This window comes from Bacillus cereus group sp. BfR-BA-01441 (assembly GCF_022663075.1).
GTDB classification, from domain to species: Bacteria; Bacillota; Bacilli; order Bacillales; family Bacillaceae_G; genus Bacillus_A; species Bacillus_A cereus.
The window spans coordinates 18,230-45,184 of the sequence record NZ_JAKUEU010000029.1; the positions used below are offsets into that span (position 1 = coordinate 18,230).

Consider the following 26,955-nt stretch of genomic DNA (forward strand, 5'->3'; position numbering starts at 1 on the left):
ACGAAAAGACAAAAACATTTTGTATGTATTGTCGAAAAATATGAAGTTTCAGTTTTTCAAACTATTGTAATGCTATTTTTTACCTTTTCACTATTTCTGTAGTGTTTTATTCGTTAATCGAATTGTATAATATACCTGCATAGTAAATTCAGGTTATTTTTGACGTATTATTGACATCATTTTGTCTGAAATATGTCTTTTGTCATTTTTTTGAATCAGATTTTTCTCATTAGCAAAATGTGTTTTTTCAATATACTTCTTACTTTTATATCTATAAAACAATCGTTTTTTCTTCATACGCTTGACTTTTACTCGGAAAAATGTCCTCGAAAGCACCCACGATAAATGCTTATTTTTTGTCAAGAGAAAAATGTATTTTCAAAATTCAAACTCGAAATAATGTTATTCAAAAATAGAAAACAACTTCCCTCTTCCTCGACTAAAAGTTCATTTTTTTGTCATTTTTCCAGAACAAATAAAAAAACTGAGAGTCGATTAAACTCTCAGTTTTTTTATTTATTTTGCTGTATGTTTTCTAACGGCTGGTAAAATTTCAGTAGCAATTAATTCAATATTTTTCTCAATTTTATCAAATGGTACACCGCCAAAATCAATTTGTGCCATAAAGCGTTGTTGGCCAAACAATTCATATTGGTAAAGCATTTTCTCAATGATTTGTTGTGGGCTACCAACCATTAAAGCATCACGGTAATCTATTGCATTTGTAAATTGCTGTTTCGGATACCCATCACCACGCAGTGTAAGCATACCAGCATTAATGTGAGGGTAATATTCACTAAGTGCATCTTGTGAATTTTTTGCCGTATAAAATAAACTCGTTGTCGCAACTGGTAAACTAGCTGGATCAAATCCGCTTCGCTGAGCAGCCTCGCGGTAAGCATCTACTGACACTTTAAAGTTAATTGCTGGACCACCAAGTGTTGTTATCATCATTGGCACACCTGCACGTCCTGCTTTAATTGCACTAGCTGGTGGACCTCCAACTGCACGCCAAATTGGTAAGTTATTATTTTTCGCTCTTGGAATAACCGATGCATGTGCGAGCGGTGCTCTGAACTGTCCATTCCATGTTACATGTTCCTCGTTATTAATTTTTAATAAAAGATCCATCTTCTCTTCAAATAATTCTTCATAATCATTCACGTCATAACCAAGTAAACTATATCCTCCAATACGAGATCCACGACCAGCCACAATTTCTGCACGTCCATTAGAAATCAAGTCAATGGTAGCGAAATCTTCATATACTCGAACTGGATCAGATGTACTTAATATCGTTGCGGAACTTGCAATTTTTATATTTTTCGTAGCTTGCGCGACCGCACCTAAAATAACTGTATGAGCTTGCGTTGTAAAATGTGTTTGGTGACTTTCTCCGACAGCAAACACATCAAGCCCTGCCTCATCTGCTAACTTAGCTGTTTCAATTAGTTCGTGAATTCTTTTCTCTGGCGTAATTTTGTCCCCATTATGTGGATTTAAAACATGATCACCAATTGAATATAATCCAAACTCAATTCCTTTTCTTGTATCTATACGGTATTTTTCCATAGTTACTCTCCCCTTTAATAAAGTAGTATTAGTTTTTTTCTAAAAACGTTGGTAAGTCAAGTTTATCTCCGTATTACCTACACCATCACTTGATTAGTCAATTGATGGTGTAAAAAAAATTACTCTTGCGGTAATTCTTTTTTTTCACTATGCTTATGAACTTTCGTCATCAGCTCATATAATATTTTCTGCTCTTCTTCATTTAATACATCATCAAAAAACGAAGATTGAAATGCAAGTTGCTCTGGCAATGCTCTCTCTAAAGCCGCTTCTCCTTGCTCTGTAAGACTAATTGTTTTCGTTTTCCAATCTTGTTTTCGTACAATATATCCTTCTTTTTCAAGACGAGTTAACATTCGAGAAATGCCACCTTGTGTAACAGTTACCTTTTCAGCTAACTCCATTTGTGTTAGTGGTTGATACGTACGTATTTGCAAAAGCACATCAAATTGAGCTGTCGTTAAATCAAAACGTTTTAAAAACTCATTTGACATTTGATTACTTTGGTTCGTAAATCGTATTAAACGTAACCATATTAATGATCCTATCGTATTATCACGCATGTTTGATCACTTCCTAGCGTTAATCTTACTATCACTTTACTACGCAAGTGATAAAAAAGCAAGAAAAAATGTAATAAATATATCGATAGAGTATTGCATAAATAATGATAAGTAAGAATTCATATAAACATGAATTCTTACTTATCATTATTCTTAACTTTTCCTTTCATTCATTACTATATTTAAAGCTGCCATAGCTTTTGGCCAACCAACGTAAAAAGCCATATGTGTTATTAATGCAACCAATTCATTCTCCATAACCCCATTTTATTTAGCTAGCTTCAGATGAAATTGTAATTGTTCTGTATTACCGAGACTGATTAGTGCTGACACAGTACACAAACTTCTTTCTCTTAATGTTAAAGTGGCATCTCGCCACACTTCCTCAAATAATATCTTTTCACTATAATGAGCAAATGCAGGTGCCATTTCTCTCATTTTCTTTTTAATATGTACTTCAATAAGTTCATTTTTCATTTTTCATTTTTTTCTCCCTTTATTTTCACCATTTGTGCTATTCCTTGACCAAATGACCAGTTTTCAGCAGCTGTCTCATTTAGTGTAATAAAAATATCCGAGGTTTTAACGCCGGAATATTCCGTAATTTTTAAGGATACCGATTGATACAAATCTTTTTTCTGTTGCACCGTTCTTCCCGGTCCACATGTAATAGAAACATAAATCATATTCTCTGTTCTCTTTTCTCCTCTTTCCAACAAATAATATGGATTATATAAAAATTTGTTTTGTTGGTAGGGTAAGAACATTTGAAAATAATCATTTTCAGGGATGTTAAAATGTTCAATTAATGAAAGATGGATACATTCACCCATTTTTTCCAACTCTTCTTCATTTAATATGTTTTCAGGATAATAAATCTTCACAAAAGGCATAGATTTTCATTCCTTTTCTTATTTTTTTATATGCAACAAAATTTCATCGTGAAATGTGTAAAATCTCATATACTGTAACACCTTTATTCACTGCAATTTCAGGCTTCTCTTCATAAAAATTAAACCTACTATACCCCCATTTATCCGGATTATAAACGATTACATTCCCTAAACACTTTTCGTTGTTTTGTACATTTTCATTCATCGTTTTTAATTGAGTCCCAATCAGTGTTTTACTTTGAGAAATACTTCCTGCATATTCAACAACATATCTACTTTTCTTAAATCCATCACTTAGATTAACAACTAATGGAACACCTATATTTATTTGTTGCCATCCAAAAGATTGTAAAATGTTATCGTAATACCCTTCAAAGATAAATTTATTCATCCCTTCATGACCATTCCAAATATATAAAGGTGCATAGCAGTTATAAAAATTCCCGTCTTTCTCCGTTTCCGTAATTAAATAAGCTTTAAAATTTAGTGCTTGGAAACCATCAGTTTTATAACCATTATCCTTTACCCTTTTCTTAATAATTCCCATGTCATAATCCTTTGGAAGAATGACCTTATATTGCATTCCAATCATGTTTATCACTCACTTTCTATCCTATATACATAATGATAAACCGATGATTGACTAACGTAAAATAGGTATAAATTATGTTTGGTATCATTTATAATGATAGTGCATAAGGGGCTGAGATATATGGAAATAAATGATCTTATTATATTCAAAACTGTTGCCAGTGAGGCTTCTATTAGTAAAGCTGCTAAAGAGTTAGGATATGTTCAACCGAACGTAACTGAGCGAATCAAAAAATTAGAACAAGAATTAGAAACGCCTTTACTACATAGAGATAACAAAGGTGTTTCCTTGTTACCTGCTGGTGACATTTTATTAGATTACACGAATCAAATATTAACTCTATTAGAAGAAGCGAAAGATAAAATTAAAACAAGTGGGTCTTCTTATATAATCGCGACGTCACAATCGATTTTGACTAATTATTTAAGTAAGCGTATTAAAGAAAATTTCATGAATTATCAAATATATGTAGAAAATAGTAGTCATTTGCCAAAATTACTGCAGCAACAAAAAGTTGATATGGTCATCACTTATGAGGATGATTCTGGTGCAGGTTTTAAAAAAGTATTTACTACTTCAATTTCTATAGGCTTACTAAAAGATCAAGAAAAATGTATCATTGACTATTCAAAGGAACTCTTCTTCGTTAGTAATGACAAAAAGTGTCCTTTTAGAAATAAGACGATACAATTTCTAAAAGAAAATAATTTATCTCAGCGTCAACTTCAACAATTAGATTCTTATTCGCTTATGGAAGAGTTTATTCAGGACGGAAAAGGGATAGCCTTTTTGCCGATTAAAAATGATAAATTGGTACCAATTGAAGATGTTCCAGTTGAGAAATTAGCTGTTCATTTTTTTACAATTCAAAACTCTTTCAAACAAATCCCTGATGAACTATTTGGTTAATAAAAAATCCCTCCTTTATGAATCTAAAAGAGGGATTTTCATATTCTATACAATTGATTTTTCACACATTTTGCTCCACTTCTGCACTTTTCTCCTTCTTATTCCGTTTCATATTCTTCAGTCCCTTAACCGTGCCAACTAATCCTTTCGGGAAAACTAGCAATACGATAATGTACAATAAACCAAGAATAATCGTCCATCGTTCAAAGATCGGATACTCTGTAGCTAGTTCTGATAAATAATATTTTAGAGATTCAATAATTCCAGCTCCTGCAATTGCTCCAATTAACGTTCCAACCCCACCAATCATCGTCATCAATAATGCATTTAATGTCATTTCAATTGAAAATACAGTCGTATTAACAAAACGCAATGTGATAACAAATAAACCACCGCTAATCGCAGCTACTACTCCTGCAACAATGCTAGCAATAATTTTATAATGAAGCACTTTATATCCTAGTGCTTCAACACGTTGCTCATTTTGGGAAATTGCCTTTAATACTTTTCCAATAGAAGATTTGGTGAAAAGACGTAACAGAACAAAAATGATAAGTAAACATATAAGTGTTACATAATAAAACGTAAAACGATCACGGAATACGTCTGGTACACCAAATGTAAAACCATCTCCTCCGTGAGTAAGCCCACGCCATTTTTCAGCAAGTACAAAAAATAACTGTGAAATAGCAAGTGTTAACATTGCATAAAAATGACTTTTCAATCGTAAAGAAAGCAAACCAATTATATAACTAACGATTGCTGAAACGATAATTGCAGCTACTATTCCAATTAAAAAGTTCGTTATTGATACGCCTTGTCGATCAAATAAAAGTGCTACCCCATATGCTCCTATCCCAAAGAACATACAATGACCGAACGATACAATTCCTGTATACCCAAGCAATACATCAAAACTCATTGCAAAAATAGCAAAGATGAAGATTTGAGTGAACAAAATTAACAGGCTCCGTGAATCATTTACGAACGGAAATACACTTAAACAAATGAGCATACATACTCCGAAGTATACTTTAATTCGGTCCGATGTGTTGTTCACCATTTCACCCCTTTTCACCAACAAGTCCAGTTGGCTTCACTATTAAGAAAAATAGTAACATTAACATATTAATTGCAAGTGATAAATCTGGTATAAAATACGCTGTAAAAGCACCAGCTAATCCGACAATTAAAGAAGCAATAGCTGAACCTTGAACGCTTCCTAATCCACCGATAATTACTACTATAAAAGCTAAAATTGCATACTGCATGCCCATCTCGGCGAAAATAACGCCCGAATACGGTGCTAATAAGAATCCTCCCAAAGCTGCCATCCCTGCCCCTAATAAAAAGACGAAAGAAAATATCGCTTTTACATTAATACCAAGCGCTTGAACCATTTCTTTATCCATTACACCTGCACGGATCATAAGACCTATCTTCGTCTTTTTGAGTAATAGTAGTAGTGCAATGTAAATAATTATCCCAATCAAAATAACAAATAGACGATATTTAATTAATATAATACCTCCGAATGTAAAACTTCCTTGTAACCATAACGGTAATTTTGCACTAATAGGGTTTGGCCCCCAAAATATTTTAATACACTCACTAAGAACGAGCATTCCTCCAAGCGTAACGAGCAGCTGTCGAACATGATTTCCATATACCGGCCTAATAAGAAACCTTTCTAAAATAAATCCTAGGAACATTCCCATGGCTACTGCTCCAACTAAAGCTAATATATAACTTCCTGTCACATTAAATAACCAAACACCTGTAAATGCTCCCCATGCAAATAAACCACCGTGTGCAAAGTTTAAAACGCTCATTAAACCGAAAATAAGTGAAAGACCTGATGCTAACAAAAAAATGAGCATCCCTGTTGAAATCCCATTTACAAATAAATTGATTAACACATCCATCCTTTTCACCTCGGATTCATGTTAAGAGATTCCTAAATATTTATGACACATTTCCTTATCCTTTTTTAATTCATTCATAAAACCGTTATGAACAATTCGTCCGTTATCCATAATGTAAAAATAATCGCCAATTTGACTGGCCATCATAAAATTTTGCTCAACAAGTAAAACTGTTGTTTTCTCTTTCATCTTCAAAATAGCTACCATTAATTTCTCCACCATTATCGGGGATAGCCCTTTGCTCGGTTCATCAATAAGTAATAATCCATCACTATTAATAAACGCTCTTGAAATAGCCAACATTTGCTTTTGCCCTCCGCTCAAGAGCCCACTTTTCTTATTCCAAAACTGCTTTAAATCCGGAAATAGTTCCAGCATCCACTCTATTTTCCCTTCTACTTCCTCACCTTTTCCCCTAGCAAGAGCGAAAGTTTCTTCTACTGTCAAATCATGAAAAATACCTTGATTTTCTGGTACATACCCTATTCCTTTCCTTGAAATTAAATGTGTAGGTAATCCACTCACTTTTGCACTATCATAATAAATTTCACCATCTGCAATGCGGTGAAACCCCATCACTGAACGTAATGTCGTTGTTTTCCCTGCCCCATTTCTACCAAACAGTACAGTAATCGTCCCTTTCTCAACAGCAAGAGATACTCCTTGCAAAATATGAAACTGATCTAAATACGTTTCTATATTATTCACTTGTAATAGTGCCACTATATAATCCCCCTAAATAAGCACTTTGTACACGCTCATCTTTCATAATTTCTTCTGGCAATCCTTCAGCCAATAACTCTCCATGAAATAAAACGATAAGATGATCTGACAAACCTAGTATCATATCCATTTTGTGTTCGATAAGTACAATTGTGCTCTCTGGATGTTTCTTAATATTTTCAATCACTTGTAATATAGCAGGGACTTCCTCAACCGAAATACCTGCCGTCGGCTCATCAAGTAATAACACATCCGTTTTTAAAGCTAATAACATCGCAAGTTCTAGCTTCCTTTTCTCTCCATGTGCCAAATCTTTCGCTAATACGTTCTCTTTTTCATGAAGTAATACTGTTTTTAAGAAACGTCTCGCCTCTCCAACTTGTTGCTTTAATTTTGCTGAACTCGGGAAAAAACTATAGTAATCTTGTACGAATGATTGAACACTTAAACGGACATTTTCAAGTACCGTTAATTCTGGGAATATGTTTGTAAGCTGAAAAGAGCGACCGATTCCTAAGCGTGTTCGATCTGAAATCGATAGTTTTGTAATATCTTGCCCTTTAAAATACACTTCACCTGTTGTGGGTGAAATCTGTCCACTTAGTAAATTAAATAACGTTGTCTTCCCCGCACCATTTGGCCCAATAATAGAAATGAGCTTTCCTTTTTGGACAGTTAAATTTACATCTTTAATAACTTGATGTTCACCAAAAGATACACTAAGATTTTTCGTCTCTAGCAAATGTGTCACGAAATCCCTCCCTTTAAAGCCGTGAGTATGAAAGAAATATGTATAAAGAGGGTCCCCCCTCTTTATACAAAAACAACAGAAAATTCAGTCTATTTATTTTGAACTGGTGGTTCTGTTTCTTTCATCGTTAATTCTCGCTCTAACACTGGCACCGGATAATCAACACCGTCTTGCTTTTTCAATGTGATAGAATACAGTGTCTGCATCGCTTGGTGGTCCTTCTCTCTAAACTTCATCTTTCCTTTCGGTGTATCAAATTCCATTCCTTCCATTTTCTTAATCAAGGTAACTACATCTGTATCACCTTTTGTTTTCTTTAAGGCTTCTACAATAGAAATTGCTGCTGACATTCCTCCTGCTGTAAACAAATCTGGCACTGCACCATTAAAACGTTTTTTATGCTCTTCAACTAGCCAATCATTCACTTTATTTTTTGGAAGTGTGTGATAATATACAGAAAAACCTTGCATACCTACTAATGCATCCATTGTTTTTAATGCTGGTATATCTGGCGCACCTGTAGAAATTTTAATACCTTGCGCTTCCACATTCATATCTTTCAACTGTTTCCAAGGTGAATTTGCCCCTGCCCAAACGATAAATAAATAATCTGGTTTTGAACTAATGATATTTTGAATATTCGCTGTAAAATCTGTTGAATTTGTATCCGCGTATTGCTCATTCACAATGTTCGCACCTAATTTTTTCGCACCCGCTTTAAATGCAGCAATCCCTTCACGACCAAAAGCGTTATCTGGGGCAAATGTTGCAATCTTTACATCTTTTTTCGCAATTGCTGCTGCTCCTGCAATCGCATCTTGTGAGGAACTTCTTCCAGTTCTAAAAATATATTTATTCCAGTTCTTCCCGGTAATACTATCTGCAACTGCCGGTTCTACAACCATAATCTTTTCATATTCTTCAGCCAGTGGTAAAACCGCTAACGTATCACTTGAACTAGACGATCCAACTAAAAAATCAACTTTCTCTTCTTCTAATAACTTCGTAGCTTTTTTAACTGCTACATCCGCTTTCGTTTCTGTATCTTCTACAACAAACTTAATCTTTTTCCCATCTACTTTCCCAGTTCCACCAGTTGCATAATCTAACCCTAATTCAAATCCGTTCACTGTTTGTTTTCCATACGATTCTAGCGGTCCTGTTAAAGAAGCAAGGACTCCTACCTTAATCGTTTTTTCATCCTCTGTACTTGTTTTCTTTCCTGAACAAGCTGCCGTTATTAATAACGAACCTAAAACACAACCAGTAAACATTGTTTTTAGCCACTTACGTTTTTTCATCGACATTGTGATCCTCCCCATACTTTACTTTCTGATAGAATCAAACACGCCAAAATCCCCTGTCCGTAATCATGACTAACTAATTCGATAGATAATGGAAAACTCTTGTAGTACCCTCTACATTCGGCACAAATATATAATCACCTTCCTATGTAATGGAAACGGACATACAATCAATATATATTCTGCAATCCAATTGAAAATACTGTTTCATTTCAGTAATGACCATACAAAAAGACTAACTTATTTTTAAGTTAGTCTTTTCCCCTTAATTAGAGTTAAGTTCTACTTTCTCTAACCCTTCAGCCAATTGTTTCTTATCTAGTCCTTCTCCTATTACTACTAAGTTTGTCGGGAAACCGAAGTCTTGTTCTAATAAAGTTGGTACTCCGAACGAATATTGGAATAGGTGAGGGTATTTATCTCCATGGAATTTCACAAAACCTTTCACTCGATAAATACTATCTGGTAAATTCGAAAGCCATTCATATAATTTGTCTTGATCAATCGGTTTCGTAAATTGATATGTCATTGTTTGTATATGCAAATGCTGTTTGACATGTAGTGTCTCGTGTTCCTCATCATTTGGAAATTCTGCTTCTTCTATATCTTTTAAAGATATATTACAATACTTTGTCTCATACATTTTCGCATGATCATTTATTGCCTTTACTTCTTCAAATACTGTATTCTTATCTTCATCTGTTAGTAAATCTGCTTTATTAACAAGAATGTGACTACCAAATTTCAGTTGCTCATGCAATAGCTGTTGTACATTTGCACTTAATATACTTCGATTTAACCACCTTACTGCATCTAAAACGACTACAATTGATTTCACTTCCAGAAAAGGAGCTAAAATTGGCGAGACACACGCGTCTAACACTTCAATTGGATGCGCAACACCTGTCGTTTCTATATAAATTACATCTGGTCTTTCTTGTTGGTATAACGAATGTAATTGTATTTCAAGCTCTTCTTTTAACGTACAACAAATACATCCTTTAAGAAGTTCTCTTAAAACATTCTCTTTTCCAATAATATCTGTATCTACTGAGTATTCACCAATTTCATTCATTAATACTGCAACTTTTCTATTCTTCTTTTTCTCTGCTAACAATAAATTTTGTAATAATGTTGATTTTCCACTACCTAAAAAACCACCTAATATATGAATCTCCACTTTATTCATTCAACCGACCATCCATTTCTTTACTTCAAATGTATTCAAAGCGTAATAATTACGATTTATATTTATCATTTTATTAAAAGAATGACCATTTGTAAATATAAGAGATTCACTGTTCATTTACTTCATATGCAACTCTAACTCCAGACTCAATTGCCCCTTGCATCCATCCATGTGTTAATGTCGTATGCTCTCCTGCAAAATGTACTTTTCCAGATGGTGGTGTAATATACGGAAATAACTCGAGCTCTTGGCCTGGTTCGAAAGCTGTAAATGCACCGCAAGAATACGGATTTTTACTCCAGCTAAAAGATGTTCCAGTGACAAACTCACTATAGACGATGTCACCGTATATTTCCGCTAAATTTTTTAATGCGTACCGAATACGATCTCTTTGCGGGAGACTATCCCATGTTAACGCCTCATCTGCCCACGTATAACTTGCTATAACGATAGCTGGTCCTGGAGTATGAATGCCATAACTCGGATAGTATGTAAACCGTATCGGTAAATCAGTAATAGATTTACCGCCACACTGTCCCGCTTTCTCCCAAAATCTACTTTTAAACTCTATTGCAATTTTAGTTGCAGCAATATAATTTAATTCACGAATTGCTCTTTTTTTAAAATAAGAGAATAAATAGTATGGCTGAACTTCTACAAATCTTAACGCTGAAAATGGAATTGTAATAATAGCAAAATCACTTGTTATTGTAAATTGCTCTAACGTTTGTTCATGATTTCCTTGTAACATTACTTTATTATCTTCTTGTATAATTTTATCAACCTTATACGGCATTAAAATATGTTCCCTTAATTGTGGTAAGAATGCATTCGATAACTTATCCATTCCACCAGTTATTTCATAATATTTCGTTGTTGAAGTAAAGAAAATCATTTCACGTAATACTTCAATTAAGGACATTCCCATATAAGCTTCCATATCAAGAAGTACCCCAATCATATCTATCGCACCATCTGAATAATACTCCATTAAAAATGAACCAAGCGAATACGTTTTATACTTTTTTTCAACGATAAGCCAGTTTTTATCAGGATCCCTCTTAATGTAATTTAGTATTGGTTCTAATACTTCAATCATTAGCTCTTCTGCCGTTTTTCCTCTTTCTTTATCCAAAACCGGATATTCAAGTACACTTGGATCATTTTCAAACACATTCAATCTCGTTTGAATGTTATTCGTATAAATGATATCTGCAAAAGTTTTATTTATAAAAAGGTTTAAAGGTAGTTTAAATTTATGAATATACGCTAAGGTTAACTTATGGGTGTCAGGGATTCTCATCGGTCCCGCATTAAAATATAAACCCACACTAAATGGTTCCCGAATCGTATACACTCTGCCACCTATTCTGTTATTTGCTTCTATAATCGTTACTTCGTGCCCAGCCTCCTTTAATAAAGAACCTGCAACTAATCCAGAAATCCCTGCACCTGCAATCGTAATCCGTTTTGGGTTATTCTTTTTAACAAGCCCTGCATGAATAATATGAAGCATTTCTTCCATTGCTAATGGATTCCCCATGCCATTTCCCCTTTTACAAAGGATTTTACTGAATTATATTCGGTTCACTGAATTCCTATGTTTTGTTCGCGGATTTGCACGGATACATTTTCAAATACTTGAATATCTTTTATAAAATGTAATAAACTAGATATGACTCTATAGAAGTAAGACGTATTATCTTACATAATAAAATCAATGAAATTGCGAGGAATTTTGAAATGAAAAAAGGTATTAACCGTGTTGTATTAGTAGGAACAGGAGCAGTTGGATGTAGTTATGCTTACTGCATGATTAACCAGGCTGTAGCTGAAGAATTTGTTTTAGTCGATGTAAATGAGGCAAAAGCTGAAGGGGAAGCAATGGACTTAAGTCATGCTGTTCCATTCGCACCAGCTCCAACTAGAGTATGGAAAGGCAGCTACGAAGATTGTAAAGATGCTGACCTTGTAGTTATTACAGCTGGATTACCACAAAAACCAGGCGAAACACGTTTAGATTTAGTTGAGAAAAACGCTAAAATCTTCAAACAAATCGTTCGCAGTATTATGGATAGCGGATTTGATGGCATCTTCTTAATCGCAACAAACCCTGTAGATATTTTAACTTACGTAACTTGGAAAGAATCTGGTTTACCGAAAGAACGTGTAATCGGTTCTGGTACAACGCTTGATTCTGCTCGTTTCCGCTATATGTTAGGTGAGTACTTCGATATTGGTCCACACAACATTCACGCTTATATTATCGGAGAACACGGCGATACTGAACTTCCAGTTTGGAGCCATGTTTCCGTTGGTATCCAAAAACTACAAACACTGCTTGAAAAAGACAACACGTATAATCAAGAAGATTTAGACAAAATTTTCATAAACGTCCGTGATGCAGCTTACCATATTATTGAGCGTAAAGGCGCAACTTATTATGGTATCGGTATGTCACTTCTACGTGTTACAAAAGCAATTTTAAACGACGAAAATAGTGTATTAACTGTATCAGCTTACTTAGAAGGTCAATACGGTCAAAAAGATGTTTATATCGGGGTACCTGCTGTTTTAAATCGCGGCGGTGTTCGTGAAATTTTAGAGGTTGAATTAAGTGAAGATGAAGAATTAAAATTCGACCACTCTGTTCAAGTATTGAAAGAAACAATGGCTCCGGTTCTTTAATTAAGATAAAAAGCAATCCAATTTATTTTGGATTGCTTTTTATTTTCATTATCTCCTATGACTTTTTAGTGATTTTCTATCATTTCTTATTTTTTAGTCGCATCCTCATTATTTATATCAAGTACATCTAATAAAAAGATAAAGATTGGTATCCCGATAATAAGCCCCCATATTCCAAGGAAATGCTCTGAGAAGATAAGAATCATAAATGTGTAGAATATTGGTAAATTTGTTTTTGCAGACATAAACTTCGGATTTAAAAAATAACTTTCAAGAGCATGGATTACTGTTATGAATACGAGTATGTATACTACGTACATAACTCCGCCTACGTTGTAAGCAATGATACAAAGTGGAAACAAAGAAATAATCACACCTGCAACAGGAATCAACCCTAGTAAGAAAATCATAACAGCTAATACAAGTAGCTGTGGAAATCCTAAAACGATTAATGCAATGACAGTAAGAATACAATTTACAACGGCAATTAAAAACTGAGCCTCAATTACTTTGCCGAACGATCTTGCAAATCTTTCACCAAAATATGCAATTTCTCCATAAAAGATTTTTAACTTACTATCTTTAAACTTTGATGTAAATGTAATAATACGCTCTTTTTCTAATAAGAAAAATAAGCTTAAAATTAGAGATAATAATATTTGTAAACTTACCTTTCCTATATTTGCTATTGATTGATATATGACGTCTACACCTTGTTCTATATATTTTGATACTTCCATCCCATTAATTGTCGAAAGTGCATATTTAACGATTTCATTATCAGGTGGATTTTGAAAAAACAGTTTAAATTGATAAATTAATTGTGAAATTTGTATCGTCAGCACAGGTAAATATTTATATAATGTTGTGCCTATAAAGGAAACTAGTATTATATATAAACATGCAATAACAATTTTCCGGTTTACTTTCAATTTTCTTGAAATAAAACGTTGAAATCGATCCATTAAAAACGTCAGTATAAACGTAATTAATATTAAATTAATCATACTTTTTAATGCGTATAATACAAGCGCTACTATTATTAAAACGAGAAACCGTTGAAACCCTCTACTTCGAAAAAAACTCTTTACTTCATTCATTAAGAATTAACCTCCCCCTTCAATGGATGGAAATTGAATATATTACATTTTATGAACTCCTATAGACAATCTTTCTTACTAATTGAGAAGAATCCTTTTTTTCTTTTCATATTGTTAGATTCGTTTAACTGGAATCCACCAACATAATTTCGGTGGCAGTTATTTTTCATATAATCTTTTATAAACTAGGTGATTTTCTATTTTTAGACTGCTGTTCATACGCATATCCAATATTGAAAAGCTCTTTTTCACCAAACTGTTTCCCTACAAACACTACACCGATTGGTTCTCCATTTTTATCATATCCAGCAGGAACCGCTAATTCCGGATAACCAGCTACAGCTGATAGAAGGACTTCATCGTTATTAATCATAACTAGAGCATCCAAACCTTTTTCTACTAAATACCTATCTAGCTCTTTTCTTGCATTTTCTTGACTCGTTTGCACTACGTTTTCAAACTCTTCTTTCGTTATAGCAGATTTTTCAGACCCTTCAATTAATGTTTGTCCGTATTTTATTCGTCTTTTACTATCCTTTTTATTAAACGCTATAATCTCTTCTAACGATTTTACCGGTACATTCTTTTGCTGTGAAAGATAGTCGTTTACATTATGCTTGAACTCATATTCTAATGTTTGCAAATTATCTACACCCTCAGCACTTAACTGGATATTATCAGTTAATATCGCACCTGCATCTTGAAGGTCTTTTCTAATTTTTTCTACTACTACTTTTCTATTTTCATCTTGTTGGTCTACAGAAAAAAGAAGCCCTATCTTTTTCCCTTTTAATCCATCTATTGATAAATCCTTTGTATAATCAATTCTTTCTTTATCTTTCATTTTTTCTGTCATAACATCTTTTTCGTCATAACCTATCATTGCATTAAATAACGTTGCTACATCTTTTACTGTTCTTGCCATAGGTCCTGCTGTATCAAGAGTTTCAGCTAATGGAATAATTCCTGTTCTACTTACCATACCTAAAGATGGACGTAACCCAACTACTGATTGCTGCGCCGCTGGTGCAACAATCGATCCCGTCGTTTCTGTTCCAATTGCAAGCGGCGCAAAATCTGCTGCAACTACTGTAGCAGATCCTGAACTTGATCCTGAAGTATCGAATGTAATCGGACCGTACGGGTTTAAATTTTGTCCTTTCTTCCCGCTATACCCGCTTGGCATTGTAAAAGATAAATAGTTCGCCCACTCAGACATATTCGCTTTTCCTAAAACAAATGCTCCTTCTTCTTTCAACTGCTTCACAATTGTTGCGTCTTGATCTGCAATCCAATCTTTTAATACATAAGTTCCTGCACTAGTCGGCATCACTTTTTCCGTCTGTACATTATCTTTTACAACGACAGGAATACCATATAAATTCGAATTTTTGTTTCTACCCCGCTCTTGATCTAACTTTCTTGCTTCTTCCATCGCATTAGGATTTATCTCTGTAACAGAATTTAATGTTATTCCATTTTGATCATGTTCTTGTATTCTAAAGAGATAAATACTCGTTAATTCTTCATATGACAACTTTCCATCATCAATCATTTTTTGAAGCTCATCTACAGTCGCATTTACGACTTCTCTTTCTTTTATCTTTACATTTTCTATATTGATTCCTTTAAGCTGATTATGTATCGGTTGTAGCACTCTTTCTTTATCATATACAATACGCTCAGGTTCCTTTGGAAAATAATTTTTATACACGTAATATCCGCCGGCACACGCTAATAAGACAATGCCTCCAGTGATAGACAGCGTTACCTTTACCCATTTCTTCATGTTGCTTCCTCCACTCTATAAGATGCTTAGCTATACAAAAAAGAGAGTTACCTTTTACTTAACTCTCTCCAATCAAAATGCTAAATGAAAAAATGAAAGATTTCAATCTAATTACTTCTTTTTTTGCATTTGCTTTGCTAACATTTCTTTCACTTGATTATACGTTAATCCTGAATTTTTATTTAAACGCTTTACTTCCTCAACATCAGTACCTACCACTGTATATTTTTTCTCATCATTCATTTTTCTAATTCCCTTCTCACCGTATTATTTCTTATATTTCTTCCCTAAATGCGCATAAATTAACACCACTACAAAAAAGGAAGCTGTTTTTAAGCACAGCTTCCTTCTCGTTACATATTGTATTTCTTAATAAAATTTCACTACATCTTCAGTAGGCAAGAACGTTCTTTCTGCTGGTTGTTCGTTTGGTTCACCAAATGGCATTTGACCTACTAAGCTCCACTCTGCCGGAATGTTCCAAGTTTCTTTCACTTCAGCATCTACGATTGGGTTGTAATGTTGTAATGACGCCCCAATTCCTTCAGCAGATAATAGCATCCACACAGTATGTTGTAACATCGCATTTCCTTGATGAGACCAGAATGGAAACTGATCTTTGTATAATGGGGCATTTTCTTGCATTTTTTCTACAGTTGCTTGATCTTCAAAGAATAGAACTGTTCCTACACCTGCATGGAAGCCTTTTAGTCTTTCTACAGTCGCTTCAAAGTTTTCTGCTGGTACGCGTGCTCTTAGTGTTTCTTTAACGATATCCCAAAACTTTTCATGCTCTCCATCCATTAATACAACCATACGACCACTTTGCATATTGAAAGATGTTGGTGCGTGTAAAGCTGTTTTTAACACTTCTTCAATTCTTTCTTTCGTAATTGCATCGTTTTTTGTTACTTTACGAATTGAACGGCGGTTCACGATTGCTTCTTTTAAGTTTGTTGTAGTTGCTGACATTTTAATTCCTCCAAATGTTTGTTTTATAATTTATTTTGTTATTTCATAACAAGCGAATTAGCAATATCCATCGGTATTACATTGCATACCTTCAAATGAATTTGTTTTATCCTTTTCAATTTCTTTATCAATGACCCTTTCTAGTGTTTCTTTACTAGCAAGCCCTTGAATGACTTCATCTCCAATCATGACAGTTGGAACAGCCATAATATTCGCTTCATCATATGCGTGTTGAATTGCTTCTTGATGCTTTTCTTTATATTTACGAGTTACTAAAGCATCTTTAAATTCCGCCTCAGGAAGTCCTACTTCTACCGCTAATTTTGTTAACACATCAATATCTTCAATGTTTTGCTCTTCTTGGAAAAATGCTGTGAATACGCGGTGATGATACTCATTACCTAGTCCACGTTCTTTCGCAAATTGACATCCTTCGAAAGCTAAATGTGTATATGGATGTGGTGAAACACGTGGCAAGCGCATATCAATTCCTAACTTCTTCGCTGTCGGAAGAATGAAAGCATCCCATGAACCTAATTTTTCTGGTTCATTCCATGGATCTATTTTTGAATATGGACTTGGACGTAATTCAAATGGCATCCATTCAATCTCTACATCTTTCTCTTTCGCTACCTCATCTATTGGACCTTTTGCTAAAAAACAAAACGGACATATAAAATCTGAGTATACTTTCATTTTTACAGTCATAACTTTTACACCTTACCTTATCGTTGTAATCAAATCAGTTACATTAATGATAAAAAAATATAAATATTATTTAATCATTCATTTTTTCTTGCAAAGTTTCAAACAACTGCCCCATCGTAATATTTCTCAAAACTTCTTCCATCGCGGATTGTGCTTGAATTAAAATAATTTCTAACACCGCTTGAATATTCGCCCCAATTGGACAATCTGGATTCGGTTGCTCGTGAATATGAAATAGCTTGTCTTCTTCGACTACGTTCACTGCATGATACACATCTAACAATGTGATTTCATGTAAATCCTTTAGTAATCCCGCGCCACCCGGTCCACGATTTACGTAAACAAAGCCAGCTTGTTTCAAGTACGACATGATTTTACGAATGACTACTGGATTTGTATTGACACTCTCAGCCATATAGTCTGAAGTACAAAGTGAAGATGGATTGTTTTTTAAAATAGATAAAATATGAACAGCTATGGAAAAGCGGCTACTAATTTTCATCGTAATCACCACCTCGATGTAATCATTATAGTTACAACTGAAAAATAAGTCAATCCTTTTCATAGATTTTTTATAAGTAAATTAAAAAGTGCCCCATTATGATATATGAGACACCCCTTTTTATTCTGCAAATAGCGCTTGAAATTCTTCAATAAATAGCTGTACAGCGATTGAAGAATCCTTTAATGAAGGAACAGCTAAAGCAATTTCTCTCCATACTTGCGGTTCCAATTCTCTCGTTTGCACATTCTGTGGTAAATTCGTTAAAGATAATTCAGCTAATATTGCAATGCCTAATCCTTCTTGAATCATATTTAAAGCTGTAGTAACGGTAGAAATTACATACTCAGCCCGAAGTGGTACGTTGGCTTGTTTAAACATATCAATGATGGGTGGTTCGTATCCGCCCTTACATAATATGATCGGTTCATTCTCCAAATCACGAATTGTAATAGAGTCCTTCTTACAAAGAGGATGATCCTCTCTTAAGATAGCAACCATTTTTCCCTTCGTTAACGGGACAATCTCCATCTCTTTATTAGGCAAAATAACAATTCCTATATCAACAACCCTCGATATTAACCAATCTTCAACTTCTTTAATTGTTCCTTCACAAAGAACGACCTCTAAGCTCGGATACTTCTCCTTAAAATGGTTTATCATTTTCGGTAAGAAATGTGCAGAAGCACTCGGAAAACTCCCAATTCGAATCGTCCCCACTTCGTGTCCTTTCTCCATCGCAACTTCTTGTTCAATCTTCTCTACACCGTTCAAAATCTCTCTAATATGTACAAGAATTCTGTTTCCTACATCCGTAACGAGTAATCCTTGTCGTTTATCACGTATAAGAATCGTAACTCCTAACTCTGACTCAATACTTGAAATGGCATGACTTACAGCTGGCTGCGTCATATTTAACACCCTGGCAGCCTTCGTAAAACTACCTAACTCAATAGTTTTTATTAATACTTGCAGTTGTGTAATAGTCATAACTAATCACTTATACTCCTTATAAAAAAGATTCATTTTATTTATTACATTCGATATCATATCATAGTGAAATGAATAACAACAAGGAGGTCTTACCGTGACACAGCTTTCTCGAACTAAGACGGCCATAATCCTTACCTTTCTCGTTTTCATGTGGGGAATCAATTGGCCTTTATCTAAGTTTGCCCTGCATTATACACCACCCGTTTTATTTGCAGGCGTTCGAACTTTAATTGGAGGATTCATTTTACTCCTTTTCGCTCTACCCAAATATAAAGAATTACATTTAAAAGAAACGTGGCATTTATACGTTATTTCTTCTTTACTTAACATCATTATATTTTACGGGTTACAAACTGTTGGTCTTCAATATATGCCTGCTGGGTTATTTTCCGCCATTGTATTTCTACAACCAGTTTTACTCGGTATTTTCTCGTGGATATGGCTTGAAGAATCAATGTACGGCTTGAAAATTTTCGGGCTTGTTCTTGGATTTATTGGTGTAGGTGTTATTAGCTCAAGCAGTTTAACAGGACATATTTCTGTTATTGGAATCCTTCTCGCGTTAGGATGCGCTATTGGCTGGGCACTTGGCACAGTATTCATTAAGAAGACTGGTCACCGTGTTAATGCCATTTGGATGGTAACAATTCAGCTTCTTATCGGTGGTCTTTGTTTAATCGGATTTGGCTCAGAATTTGAAAGTTGGTCTAGTATTGCTTGGAGTATGCCATTTGTTAGTGTACTACTCTTTATTTCATTCTTTGTTATTGCAATGGGGTGGCTTGCATACTTCACACTCGTTGGAGCTGGTGAAGCGAGTAAAGTAGGGGCTTATACATTCCTTATTCCCCTTATCGCTATTATTGTAAGTTCAATCTTCTTACATGAAGCCATTACAATGAGCTTATTTATTGGCCTATTATTTATTGTTGTGAGCATTTGTTTTGTAAATATAAAGCCGAAAACACTTGCTGTAAGGCAGCAGGTTGAAGTGAAATAAATATGAGAAAGAGCCTACTATTTGTAGGCTCTTTTTTATATCTTATTTTTTACGACGCACTACAAAAACACACGCACCTACCGAAGATACAATTGCCAAAATAGATAAAACAATTGCTATCAACTGCATATTACTAGTACCTTCATTCTTTTCTACATTAGATACTTCACCATGTTCTCCTGTTAATGACGTACCTTTTGCAATTGTAGTAAGTGAATGCGGTTTTTCAGCTTTCTCATCGCCTGTCCATTCAACAATTTCTCCGTCTTTATATTGTTGATATGCATCCCAAGCTATTTTTTGTTCTTTATCCGGATTTTTAGCGACGAAAGTAAATCGCTGGAACTGACCGGGTAAAATCCCTTCTCCTATTGCTTCCCATACTACAGTTTTCACTTTTCCGGCATTATCTTTCTGCTCTTCCATTTTCCACCCTGGCACTGGTTCATACTGTTGGAATTCCACACCAGACGGTATTTTCAGTGTAACTTTTGTTGTTGCTATATTCTTTTCAACTGGTACTTTTATCGTGTAAGTCTCCCAAGAACCGATGTCAGAAGTTGCTGGCTTCACAGTAACGTGCGCACTAACAGGTAACGAAAACATTCCCATTGTAATTGCTGTTGCGATCATTGTTGTTCCTAATTTTTTTATACGTTCCATTTTCAATTAGCTCCTTTTTATCTATCCCTACTCTTTATCCCGCTATTCGCCGGGTAGCCCAATTGATGAGGGCTGCTTAAAGTTTCACTTTATCTGCCACCTACAATAAATTTATAATCCGTATCGAAGCTATCAAGCGATTTCGTTAATCCATGTACTTGTATATTCCAGTTTCCTGTCATGTTAATATACATACCTTCTGCTTCATATTCTCCCGGTGAAACTGCCGAAACTTTAAATGATCCTTTTCCCATATTCATATCTAACGATTGAGTCGTTAATATAATTTGTTCCATATCAGTAACGGGTTGTCCGTTCTCATCCTTTAAAGTAATATGGAATATATTTTGTCCTACTCTATTAGGACTTACATTTAGCGTCATTTCATATCCATTATCTAATTGTTTACTCTCTGTAAAAGGTCCAGTAGGAGGCATCGGTGGTGTTTGTACGTTTGTCATAAAAGCTACGATGACGAAAATGATAATTCCAATGATAAACTCTACTTTCACCGTAGCACCTAATCCTTGCTCCGCTCTCATTTTCCCTTTCACATAATGAATAATTCCCAATATCCCCATGAAAACGAATAAAAGTATCTTTGCTAGTAAAGCTAATCCATACTTCGTATCAAATAACGAGTGGATTGTTGGAATAAAAAATGTACTGTTAAAAAGACCTGTTATTAAAATCACAATGACAGCGCATGTTGCCCACGGTGAAAAACGCTTAATCATATACCAATACATATTCCATTTGTTATCCTCTTTACGTAACAGAAGAATAATAGACGATAAACCACCAATCCATAATGAAGCTGCGAATAAATGTAAAAAATCCATAACAACAGCAATATCTTTAAACTTTAAACCATATGCGTGACTATTAAAGGCTTTCATAACAAGTATTCCAATAAACAGCACTATTGGAATACTCCATACTTTAAAAGACGATAGCTTCTCACGCCTCATCGCAAAATACGTAACGATTATAAGCGAACTAATGAGAACCATTTGAGTAATCCAAACATAACTAAAAACAGAAAGCTGTAACGTTTCTTTTAATAGTAAAGGATTGAATGCTTCTAGCCATGAAACATCAGCATTTATTTTCGCTTGCAGTGGTAGATTGAATAACAAGCTAGTAAATATCCCTAATAAGGAAATCCATATTATGTTCTTACTCCTTGATCGAACCGAGGTTGCATTCCCTTTATACATAATAAGATTAAAGAATAGCACTCCTATAAATAGTGAGAAACTTGTATATAAAATTCCACGTTCCATGATCATATCAATTTGCGGAACATATCCCATCTCTTCTACTTGTATATCATCTGCTCCAGCTTCCGCTAATCCAATACGGAATGGAATAACCCCTTGAATTGGATGTCCATCAGCTGAAATAGCTTTCCACTGAATAGAGTAGAGACCATTTTTAAGATTCTCTTTCAATCCAGCTTCTAATAGCTTTTTATTTTTTTTATCAATATGAGCATCTTTTAAATCGACCCTTTTACCTGATGTATCTCTCACGTACAATGTATTAAAACGTGAAACTTGTATGTCCTCATCGAATTCGATTTTTACAACAGATGGTGCTTTCTTCAATGTTTCATTTTCAATAGGGTTTGATTTCACAACGTACGCATGAGCAGATGCACTTTGCGGGATCAATATGATAAGCACACACACAAGTAATAGCCATGTCCCTAATCTTCTCATTACTTTCACACTCATTTCACTTCTTTCTTCCTCATTGCTCTATTTTCATTACTTTAACTTCCAAAGTTTGATTCTTGGGCAAAATATTAACCTGATTAAATATAAATTTCTATAAAGTATAACTCTTTATTTCTCTTCCACCTCTAAACTTCCAATATAATAGTAACTATTATGATAGATACAACTTACATTTTTAAAGTCGATTGTTATTATATCATAAAATATATTTATGTAAGTTATCAAAGAAGAAAAGTTATCGTGAATCATTTGTGAAGAAAATGTGAAATACATAAATAAAAAGGTATTACGTTATTACGTAACACCTTTAAAAAATATCCCTCTTCTATTTCTCTTCCGGATAATCACAATACTCGATAATCGTTCCTTCAGTATCCGCTGGGTTAAGATAAATTAACCTTCTACCGTGCTTATTAATGCGTAGTGTATGCTCTAATGTCCGAATACCTTGTTCTTTTAACTCTTCTAGAGCCACATCTAAATCATCGACACGATACGCAACGTGATGTACACCTTTACCTTTTTGTTTTATAAATCGGGCAATTGGAGATGTCGTATTATTCGTCGGTGCAAGTAATTCAATTCTATCTCCATCCACTTCAAGAATGGCTACTTCGCTTTCTACACCTGTTGCCTCACTTACGTAACGATCTATTAATTCTCCTGATAGAACCTGTTCATAAAAACGTATCGTACTATCTATATCACGAACTGCGATTCCGATATGATCAATTGTTTTTTTCATTTTATTTCCCCTACTACTTTATTTTTTCTCATTATTAATAGTAACAAAAAAAGCTATAGAAACAAGTTCTATAACTTTTTTTATTTAACCTATTTTCTTATCCGCTCTAGTTGCTGGTTGAACTTGGTTTTTCACTTTTAAAATGCTAAGTCCATATCCGATAAATCCACCGATAATCGCTGGGAAGATCCAGCCTAATCCTACTTCCTGCATCGGAAGGAATTTAGTGAACACTTGGCTTACTACTTCAATGTTAACTCCAGCTGCACTTAATCCATCGAATAAGCTGATGATAAATGTTACGATTAAGCTCACTTGATAAACTTCAGCTCTTCCTTTGAATAATGAATGGAAGAATGTTAAGAAAATCAATACGATTGCTAGTGGATAAATTGCTGTTAATACTGGAACAGAAACTGCGATTAACTGTGTTAATCCTACATTTGCAACAATTGCACTAAATACACATAGCGTGATTGCAATTGCTTTGTAAGGAACATTTGGGAATAACTTATGGAAGAATGAAGAACATGCTGATACAAGTCCCACACTAGTTGTTAAACAAGCTACTGTAATCATTAATCCTAATAATACTCCGCCATATGATCCGAAATAGTAGTTAGAAACTTTCGCTAATACTTCTCCGCCGTTCTCTAAATGTCCAAGCTTTGCAACACTTGAAGCACCCATATAAGAAAGTGCTGTATAGATAATTGCTAAAATAGATGCTGCAATAATTGTCGCTTTTGCACAAACGACCATAATTTGTGTTTTCGTTTTCGCACCTTTTTCTTTAATAGCATTGATAATGATAATCCCGAATACGAATGATGCAAGCGTATCCATCGTTAAGTATCCTTCTTGGAATCCTTTAAAGAATGCATGTGATGTATAAGCTTCCACTGGTGCTTGCATATCTCCAATCGGATGTATAAAAGCAACGATTACTAAAATACCGATGAAAGTCAACTTAATTGGTGTTAAGATTTTTCCAACAATATCGACAATTTTCGCGGGATTTAGCGAAAAAAAACAAGTGATACTAAAGAATATAATTGTGAAAAGAATTAAAGGTGTAGAACCTACTCCTTCTGGCATAAACGGTTTAAGACCAATTTCATAAGAAACATTTCCTGTTCTCGGTATTGCAAATAACGGACCGATTGCTAAGTATAAAACTGTTGTAAACACAATCCCAAACACTGGGTGAGCACGACTAGCTAACGACTGCAAATCATCTTTACCTGAAAAACCAAATGCTAGCACACCTAGTAATGGTAATCCAACACCAGTTACTAAAAATCCAGCGTTAGCAATCCATACATTCTCTCCTGCTGATTGACCAAGCATCGCTGGGAAAATTAAATTTCCCGCTCCAAAAAATAGTGCAAATAACATTAATCCAATAACTACTATGAACGAAAACGGTACTTTATTCGCCATAATATAACCCCCATTCAAGTTTCCTTATCTCATTTTCCAATTTTAACTAATTGAATTTTCTGAATATTTAATTTAAGTATCAACTATTCTTGAACTCATTATAGTTTGCTATATAATATTTTGCAATACTATTTTCGAACTTTTCTTTTATTTTATAAATATACATTTTTTAACATGAAAAATAGACTAAAAAACCAACATGGTCATCCATGTTGGTTTTTCCATTTACTATCATGAATTAAAATTTTGCTGCTACTTTTTTAACGTTTTCTAGACCTTCTTCAACAATTTGTTGTGAACGATCTGGATATTGATTGTGTCCTTCAATTACAACTGTCTCTGGATTTGTAATTCCCCAGAATCCAAGTACCGTTGTTACGTAATTAACTGCCATTTCCATAGGAGCCATTTGCTCTGAAGAGTAATCTGAACCACGAGCACCTAACACAACTACTTTTTTACCACCAACTAAACCTTCTGGGCCATTTGCTGTATATTTAAACGTTTTTCCAGCTTGAGATAAGTATGAAATATATGTGATTAATGGCGCTGGTACTGTAAAGTTCCATAATGGGAATGCAAATACAACCTTATCAGCTTCTAAAAACTGATTTAAATATTGATCTACTGTAGCAACTGCCTTCTCTTCTTCAGCAGTTAACTCCATGCCTTGGCTACGTTTATATCCACCTGAAATCGCGATATTTCCGTAATAAGGAAGATCTAATGCAAATAAATCTAATTCCGTAATTTCTGTATTTGGATTTGCTTCTTTATAAGTACTTACAAATGTTTCATACATTTTTGAACTAACTGCTTGCTCCGCTGGACGATCGTTTGCTTTTACAAATAATACTTTTGACATTTTTTTATTCCCCTCTACATTCGTATTTTCTTCTTTTTTACCAAATAATGAGCTAAATAGTCCCATTTTCTTCACCTAATCTTTCTTTTCATATTCATTATTCATCATCATAAAAATTCTTATTCTAAGAAAAAGTTCCAATAGATACCTTAAGTTACGCTATCAAAACTTTTTGTTATTTAATTACCTTATGTAAGTGATTGTAATATAGTCACTTACTTTAGTCAAGTAACTTTTAATAAAAAATAAAATCTCAATTTAAAAATATTAACTAAAATACAATTGAACACCAAATACATCTTTATTACTTGTATAATAAACTTAGAGAGGAAAATTCATATATAGAAAGGATTTATTCATGAGCACTATAGAAAAGATTCAAACTTTTATTATTCTTTTTGCTGTTACATGCGGCATCGTACTCGGACAATTTAATATGATACATACGTATTCAGACCAGTTTATTGTCCCCTTCTTATTTTTCATGCTATATGGATTATTCCTCAGCATCCCATTAAAAGAAATAAAAAACGGATTTCGTAATTTAAAATTTGCTAGAACAAGTCTTACTATTAACTTCTTATGGACACCTTTACTCGCTTGGGGATTAGGAGCACTATTTCTTTCAGATCATCCAGCACTTTGGGTTGGATTTATAATGTTAATGGTTACTCCATGCACAGATTGGTACTTAATCTTTACTGAAATAGCGAAAGGAAATGTAGCACTTTCTACTGCAATTTTACCTGTAAATTTAATTTTGCAAGTACTACTCCTTCCAATTTATTTATTTTTATTTGCTGGTGTCATGAAAACTGTAGCGGTTTCTGTTTTAGTAGAAAGTATTGTTATCGTAATCGTCTTACCATTTATACTTGCACACGCTACAAAATTCATTATGAATAAAATGAAAAAAGCTGAAACTCTCGAGAATAAACTCATTCCGTTTTTCAGCTCTGCTCAAATTGTATTTTTAAGTTTAGCAATAATAGCGATGTTTGCATCACAAGGTAAATATTTACTGCAAAATATGAATGTCGTTTTATTATTACTCGTTCCTGTTCTATTGTTCTTCATCATTAATTTTTTACTAGGACAATTTATCGGGCGCATCATGCATTTATCTTACAAAGATACAGTAAGTCTAAGCTTAACAACGTTAGCAAGAAACTCACCTGTTGCACTCGCTATCGCTGTAACAGCTTTTCCAGACGAGCCTCTTATCGCACTTGCACTCGTTATTGGACCGTTGATTGAGTTACCGGTACTAGCTTTTGTTTCACAAGTTTTGTTGCTTATTAAGAAAAAACGGCAATACGCATAA

27 protein-coding genes and 1 pseudogene are annotated in these 26,955 nt (G+C 34.2%); 4 read left to right on the plus strand and 24 right to left on the minus strand.

Annotation, left to right across the window (positions count from 1 at the left end; translation table 11 throughout):
• Positions 1-516: 516 nt before the first annotated feature.
• The 5 genes and pseudogenes from MR107_RS14275 to MR107_RS14295 all read right to left on the minus strand — a co-directional run bounded on the left by MR107_RS14275 (position 517) and on the right by MR107_RS14295 (position 3,620).
• Positions 517-1,572 carry an LLM class flavin-dependent oxidoreductase gene (locus tag MR107_RS14275; RefSeq protein WP_025687206.1) on the minus strand — a complete coding sequence of 352 codons (1,056 nt, stop codon included), beginning with the start codon at positions 1,570-1,572 and terminating at the stop codon, positions 517-519.
• 119 nt (positions 1,573-1,691) lie between these two features.
• Positions 1,692-2,135: a MarR family winged helix-turn-helix transcriptional regulator gene (locus MR107_RS14280; RefSeq protein ID WP_001205523.1), complete on the minus strand. Its 444-nt coding sequence runs from the start codon at positions 2,133-2,135 to the stop codon at positions 1,692-1,694.
• A 153-nt stretch (positions 2,136-2,288) separates the two neighbouring features.
• Positions 2,289-2,612, minus strand: a pseudogene (locus MR107_RS14285) (carboxymuconolactone decarboxylase family protein).
• Positions 2,609-3,028 (minus strand): tautomerase family protein, encoded by a 420-nt coding sequence (locus tag MR107_RS14290; protein ID WP_001117234.1) that lies wholly within the window; start codon positions 3,026-3,028, stop codon positions 2,609-2,611. Before MR107_RS14290 ends, MR107_RS14285 begins: the two are co-directional and overlap by 4 nt.
• Before the next feature lie 43 nt (positions 3,029-3,071).
• Entirely contained in the window at positions 3,072-3,620 is a 549-nt protein-coding gene (locus tag MR107_RS14295) for a DUF4865 family protein (protein WP_242292465.1), read from the minus strand.
• A 120-nt stretch (positions 3,621-3,740) separates the two neighbouring features.
• Here MR107_RS14295 and MR107_RS14300 point away from each other — a divergent pair, with 120 nt between their 5' ends.
• Positions 3,741-4,529 (plus strand): LysR family transcriptional regulator, encoded by a 789-nt coding sequence (locus MR107_RS14300; RefSeq protein ID WP_242292466.1) that lies wholly within the window; start codon positions 3,741-3,743, stop codon positions 4,527-4,529.
• Positions 4,530-4,590: 61 nt separating this feature from the next.
• Here the strand turns inward: MR107_RS14300 and MR107_RS14305 are convergent, their stop codons facing one another.
• The 7 genes from MR107_RS14305 to MR107_RS14335 form a co-directional block, all read right to left on the minus strand.
• A complete protein-coding gene (locus MR107_RS14305) occupies positions 4,591-5,544 on the minus strand; it encodes a branched-chain amino acid ABC transporter permease (protein WP_002040965.1) in 954 nt (317 codons plus the stop codon).
• Between the two features lie 49 nt (positions 5,545-5,593).
• On the minus strand, positions 5,594-6,454 hold the full coding sequence (locus MR107_RS14310; RefSeq protein ID WP_000382805.1) for a branched-chain amino acid ABC transporter permease: 861 nt from the start codon (positions 6,452-6,454) through the stop codon (positions 5,594-5,596).
• Between the two features lie 21 nt (positions 6,455-6,475).
• Positions 6,476-7,177 carry an ABC transporter ATP-binding protein gene (locus MR107_RS14315; protein WP_001196696.1) on the minus strand — a complete coding sequence of 234 codons (702 nt, stop codon included), beginning with the start codon at positions 7,175-7,177 and terminating at the stop codon, positions 6,476-6,478.
• A complete protein-coding gene (locus MR107_RS14320; RefSeq protein WP_000149338.1) occupies positions 7,155-7,928 on the minus strand; it encodes an ABC transporter ATP-binding protein in 774 nt (257 codons plus the stop codon). The genes MR107_RS14315 and MR107_RS14320 overlap by 23 nt, the downstream gene beginning before the upstream one ends.
• Before the next feature lie 89 nt (positions 7,929-8,017).
• A complete protein-coding gene (locus tag MR107_RS14325) occupies positions 8,018-9,235 on the minus strand; it encodes a substrate-binding domain-containing protein (protein ID WP_242292467.1) in 1,218 nt (405 codons plus the stop codon).
• 262 nt (positions 9,236-9,497) lie between these two features.
• Positions 9,498-10,421 carry a CobW family GTP-binding protein gene (locus MR107_RS14330; RefSeq protein ID WP_001044939.1) on the minus strand — a complete coding sequence of 308 codons (924 nt, stop codon included), beginning with the start codon at positions 10,419-10,421 and terminating at the stop codon, positions 9,498-9,500.
• Positions 10,422-10,527: 106 nt separating this feature from the next.
• On the minus strand, positions 10,528-11,964 hold the full coding sequence (locus MR107_RS14335) for a flavin monoamine oxidase family protein (RefSeq protein WP_098772088.1): 1,437 nt from the start codon (positions 11,962-11,964) through the stop codon (positions 10,528-10,530).
• A 200-nt stretch (positions 11,965-12,164) separates the two neighbouring features.
• Between MR107_RS14335 and MR107_RS14340 the strand changes: the two genes are divergently transcribed.
• Positions 12,165-13,109, plus strand: a complete 945-nt coding sequence (locus MR107_RS14340; protein WP_000715321.1) for an L-lactate dehydrogenase — start codon at positions 12,165-12,167, stop codon at positions 13,107-13,109.
• An 86-nt stretch (positions 13,110-13,195) separates the two neighbouring features.
• Here the strand turns inward: MR107_RS14340 and MR107_RS14345 are convergent, their stop codons facing one another.
• From MR107_RS14345 to MR107_RS14370, 7 genes are all read right to left on the minus strand, one after another.
• Entirely contained in the window at positions 13,196-14,209 is a 1,014-nt protein-coding gene (locus tag MR107_RS14345; RefSeq protein ID WP_048518828.1) for an AI-2E family transporter, read from the minus strand.
• A 178-nt stretch (positions 14,210-14,387) separates the two neighbouring features.
• Entirely contained in the window at positions 14,388-15,998 is a 1,611-nt protein-coding gene (locus tag MR107_RS14350) for an amidase family protein (protein WP_000759479.1), read from the minus strand.
• 111 nt (positions 15,999-16,109) lie between these two features.
• Positions 16,110-16,241: a hypothetical protein gene (locus tag MR107_RS31370; RefSeq protein WP_000997344.1), complete on the minus strand. Its 132-nt coding sequence runs from the start codon at positions 16,239-16,241 to the stop codon at positions 16,110-16,112.
• Positions 16,242-16,367: 126 nt separating this feature from the next.
• Positions 16,368-16,970, minus strand: coding sequence for a nitroreductase family protein (locus tag MR107_RS14355; protein ID WP_001277021.1), 603 nt, complete (start codon positions 16,968-16,970; stop codon positions 16,368-16,370).
• Positions 16,971-17,027: 57 nt separating this feature from the next.
• Positions 17,028-17,678, minus strand: a complete 651-nt coding sequence (locus tag MR107_RS14360; protein WP_242292468.1) for a DsbA family oxidoreductase — start codon at positions 17,676-17,678, stop codon at positions 17,028-17,030.
• A 70-nt stretch (positions 17,679-17,748) separates the two neighbouring features.
• Positions 17,749-18,180 carry an Rrf2 family transcriptional regulator gene (locus tag MR107_RS14365; RefSeq protein WP_242292469.1) on the minus strand — a complete coding sequence of 144 codons (432 nt, stop codon included), beginning with the start codon at positions 18,178-18,180 and terminating at the stop codon, positions 17,749-17,751.
• Positions 18,181-18,300: 120 nt separating this feature from the next.
• Entirely contained in the window at positions 18,301-19,170 is an 870-nt protein-coding gene (locus tag MR107_RS14370; RefSeq protein WP_000156743.1) for a LysR family transcriptional regulator, read from the minus strand.
• A 97-nt stretch (positions 19,171-19,267) separates the two neighbouring features.
• On the opposite strand from MR107_RS14370, the gene MR107_RS14375 reads away from it, so the two are divergent.
• Positions 19,268-20,173, plus strand: coding sequence for a DMT family transporter (locus MR107_RS14375; RefSeq protein WP_000192812.1), 906 nt, complete (start codon positions 19,268-19,270; stop codon positions 20,171-20,173).
• Positions 20,174-20,215: 42 nt separating this feature from the next.
• Here the strand turns inward: MR107_RS14375 and MR107_RS14380 are convergent, their stop codons facing one another.
• From MR107_RS14380 to MR107_RS14400, 5 genes are all read right to left on the minus strand, one after another.
• Entirely contained in the window at positions 20,216-20,836 is a 621-nt protein-coding gene (locus MR107_RS14380) for a YcnI family copper-binding membrane protein (RefSeq protein WP_000439685.1), read from the minus strand.
• Positions 20,837-20,925: 89 nt separating this feature from the next.
• Positions 20,926-22,575, minus strand: coding sequence for a copper resistance CopC/CopD family protein (locus tag MR107_RS14385; protein WP_000114331.1), 1,650 nt, complete (start codon positions 22,573-22,575; stop codon positions 20,926-20,928).
• 328 nt (positions 22,576-22,903) lie between these two features.
• Complete coding sequence (locus tag MR107_RS14390; RefSeq protein ID WP_000750856.1) at positions 22,904-23,323, minus strand: VOC family protein; 420 nt, start codon at positions 23,321-23,323, stop codon at positions 22,904-22,906.
• Between the two features lie 84 nt (positions 23,324-23,407).
• Complete coding sequence (gene brnQ / locus MR107_RS14395) at positions 23,408-24,766, minus strand: branched-chain amino acid transport system II carrier protein (protein WP_001284786.1); 1,359 nt, start codon at positions 24,764-24,766, stop codon at positions 23,408-23,410.
• A 238-nt stretch (positions 24,767-25,004) separates the two neighbouring features.
• On the minus strand, positions 25,005-25,697 hold the full coding sequence (locus MR107_RS14400) for an FMN-dependent NADH-azoreductase (RefSeq protein WP_000522528.1): 693 nt from the start codon (positions 25,695-25,697) through the stop codon (positions 25,005-25,007).
• A 292-nt stretch (positions 25,698-25,989) separates the two neighbouring features.
• Here MR107_RS14400 and MR107_RS14405 point away from each other — a divergent pair, with 292 nt between their 5' ends.
• Entirely contained in the window at positions 25,990-26,955 is a 966-nt protein-coding gene (locus tag MR107_RS14405; RefSeq protein WP_242292470.1) for an arsenic resistance protein, read from the plus strand.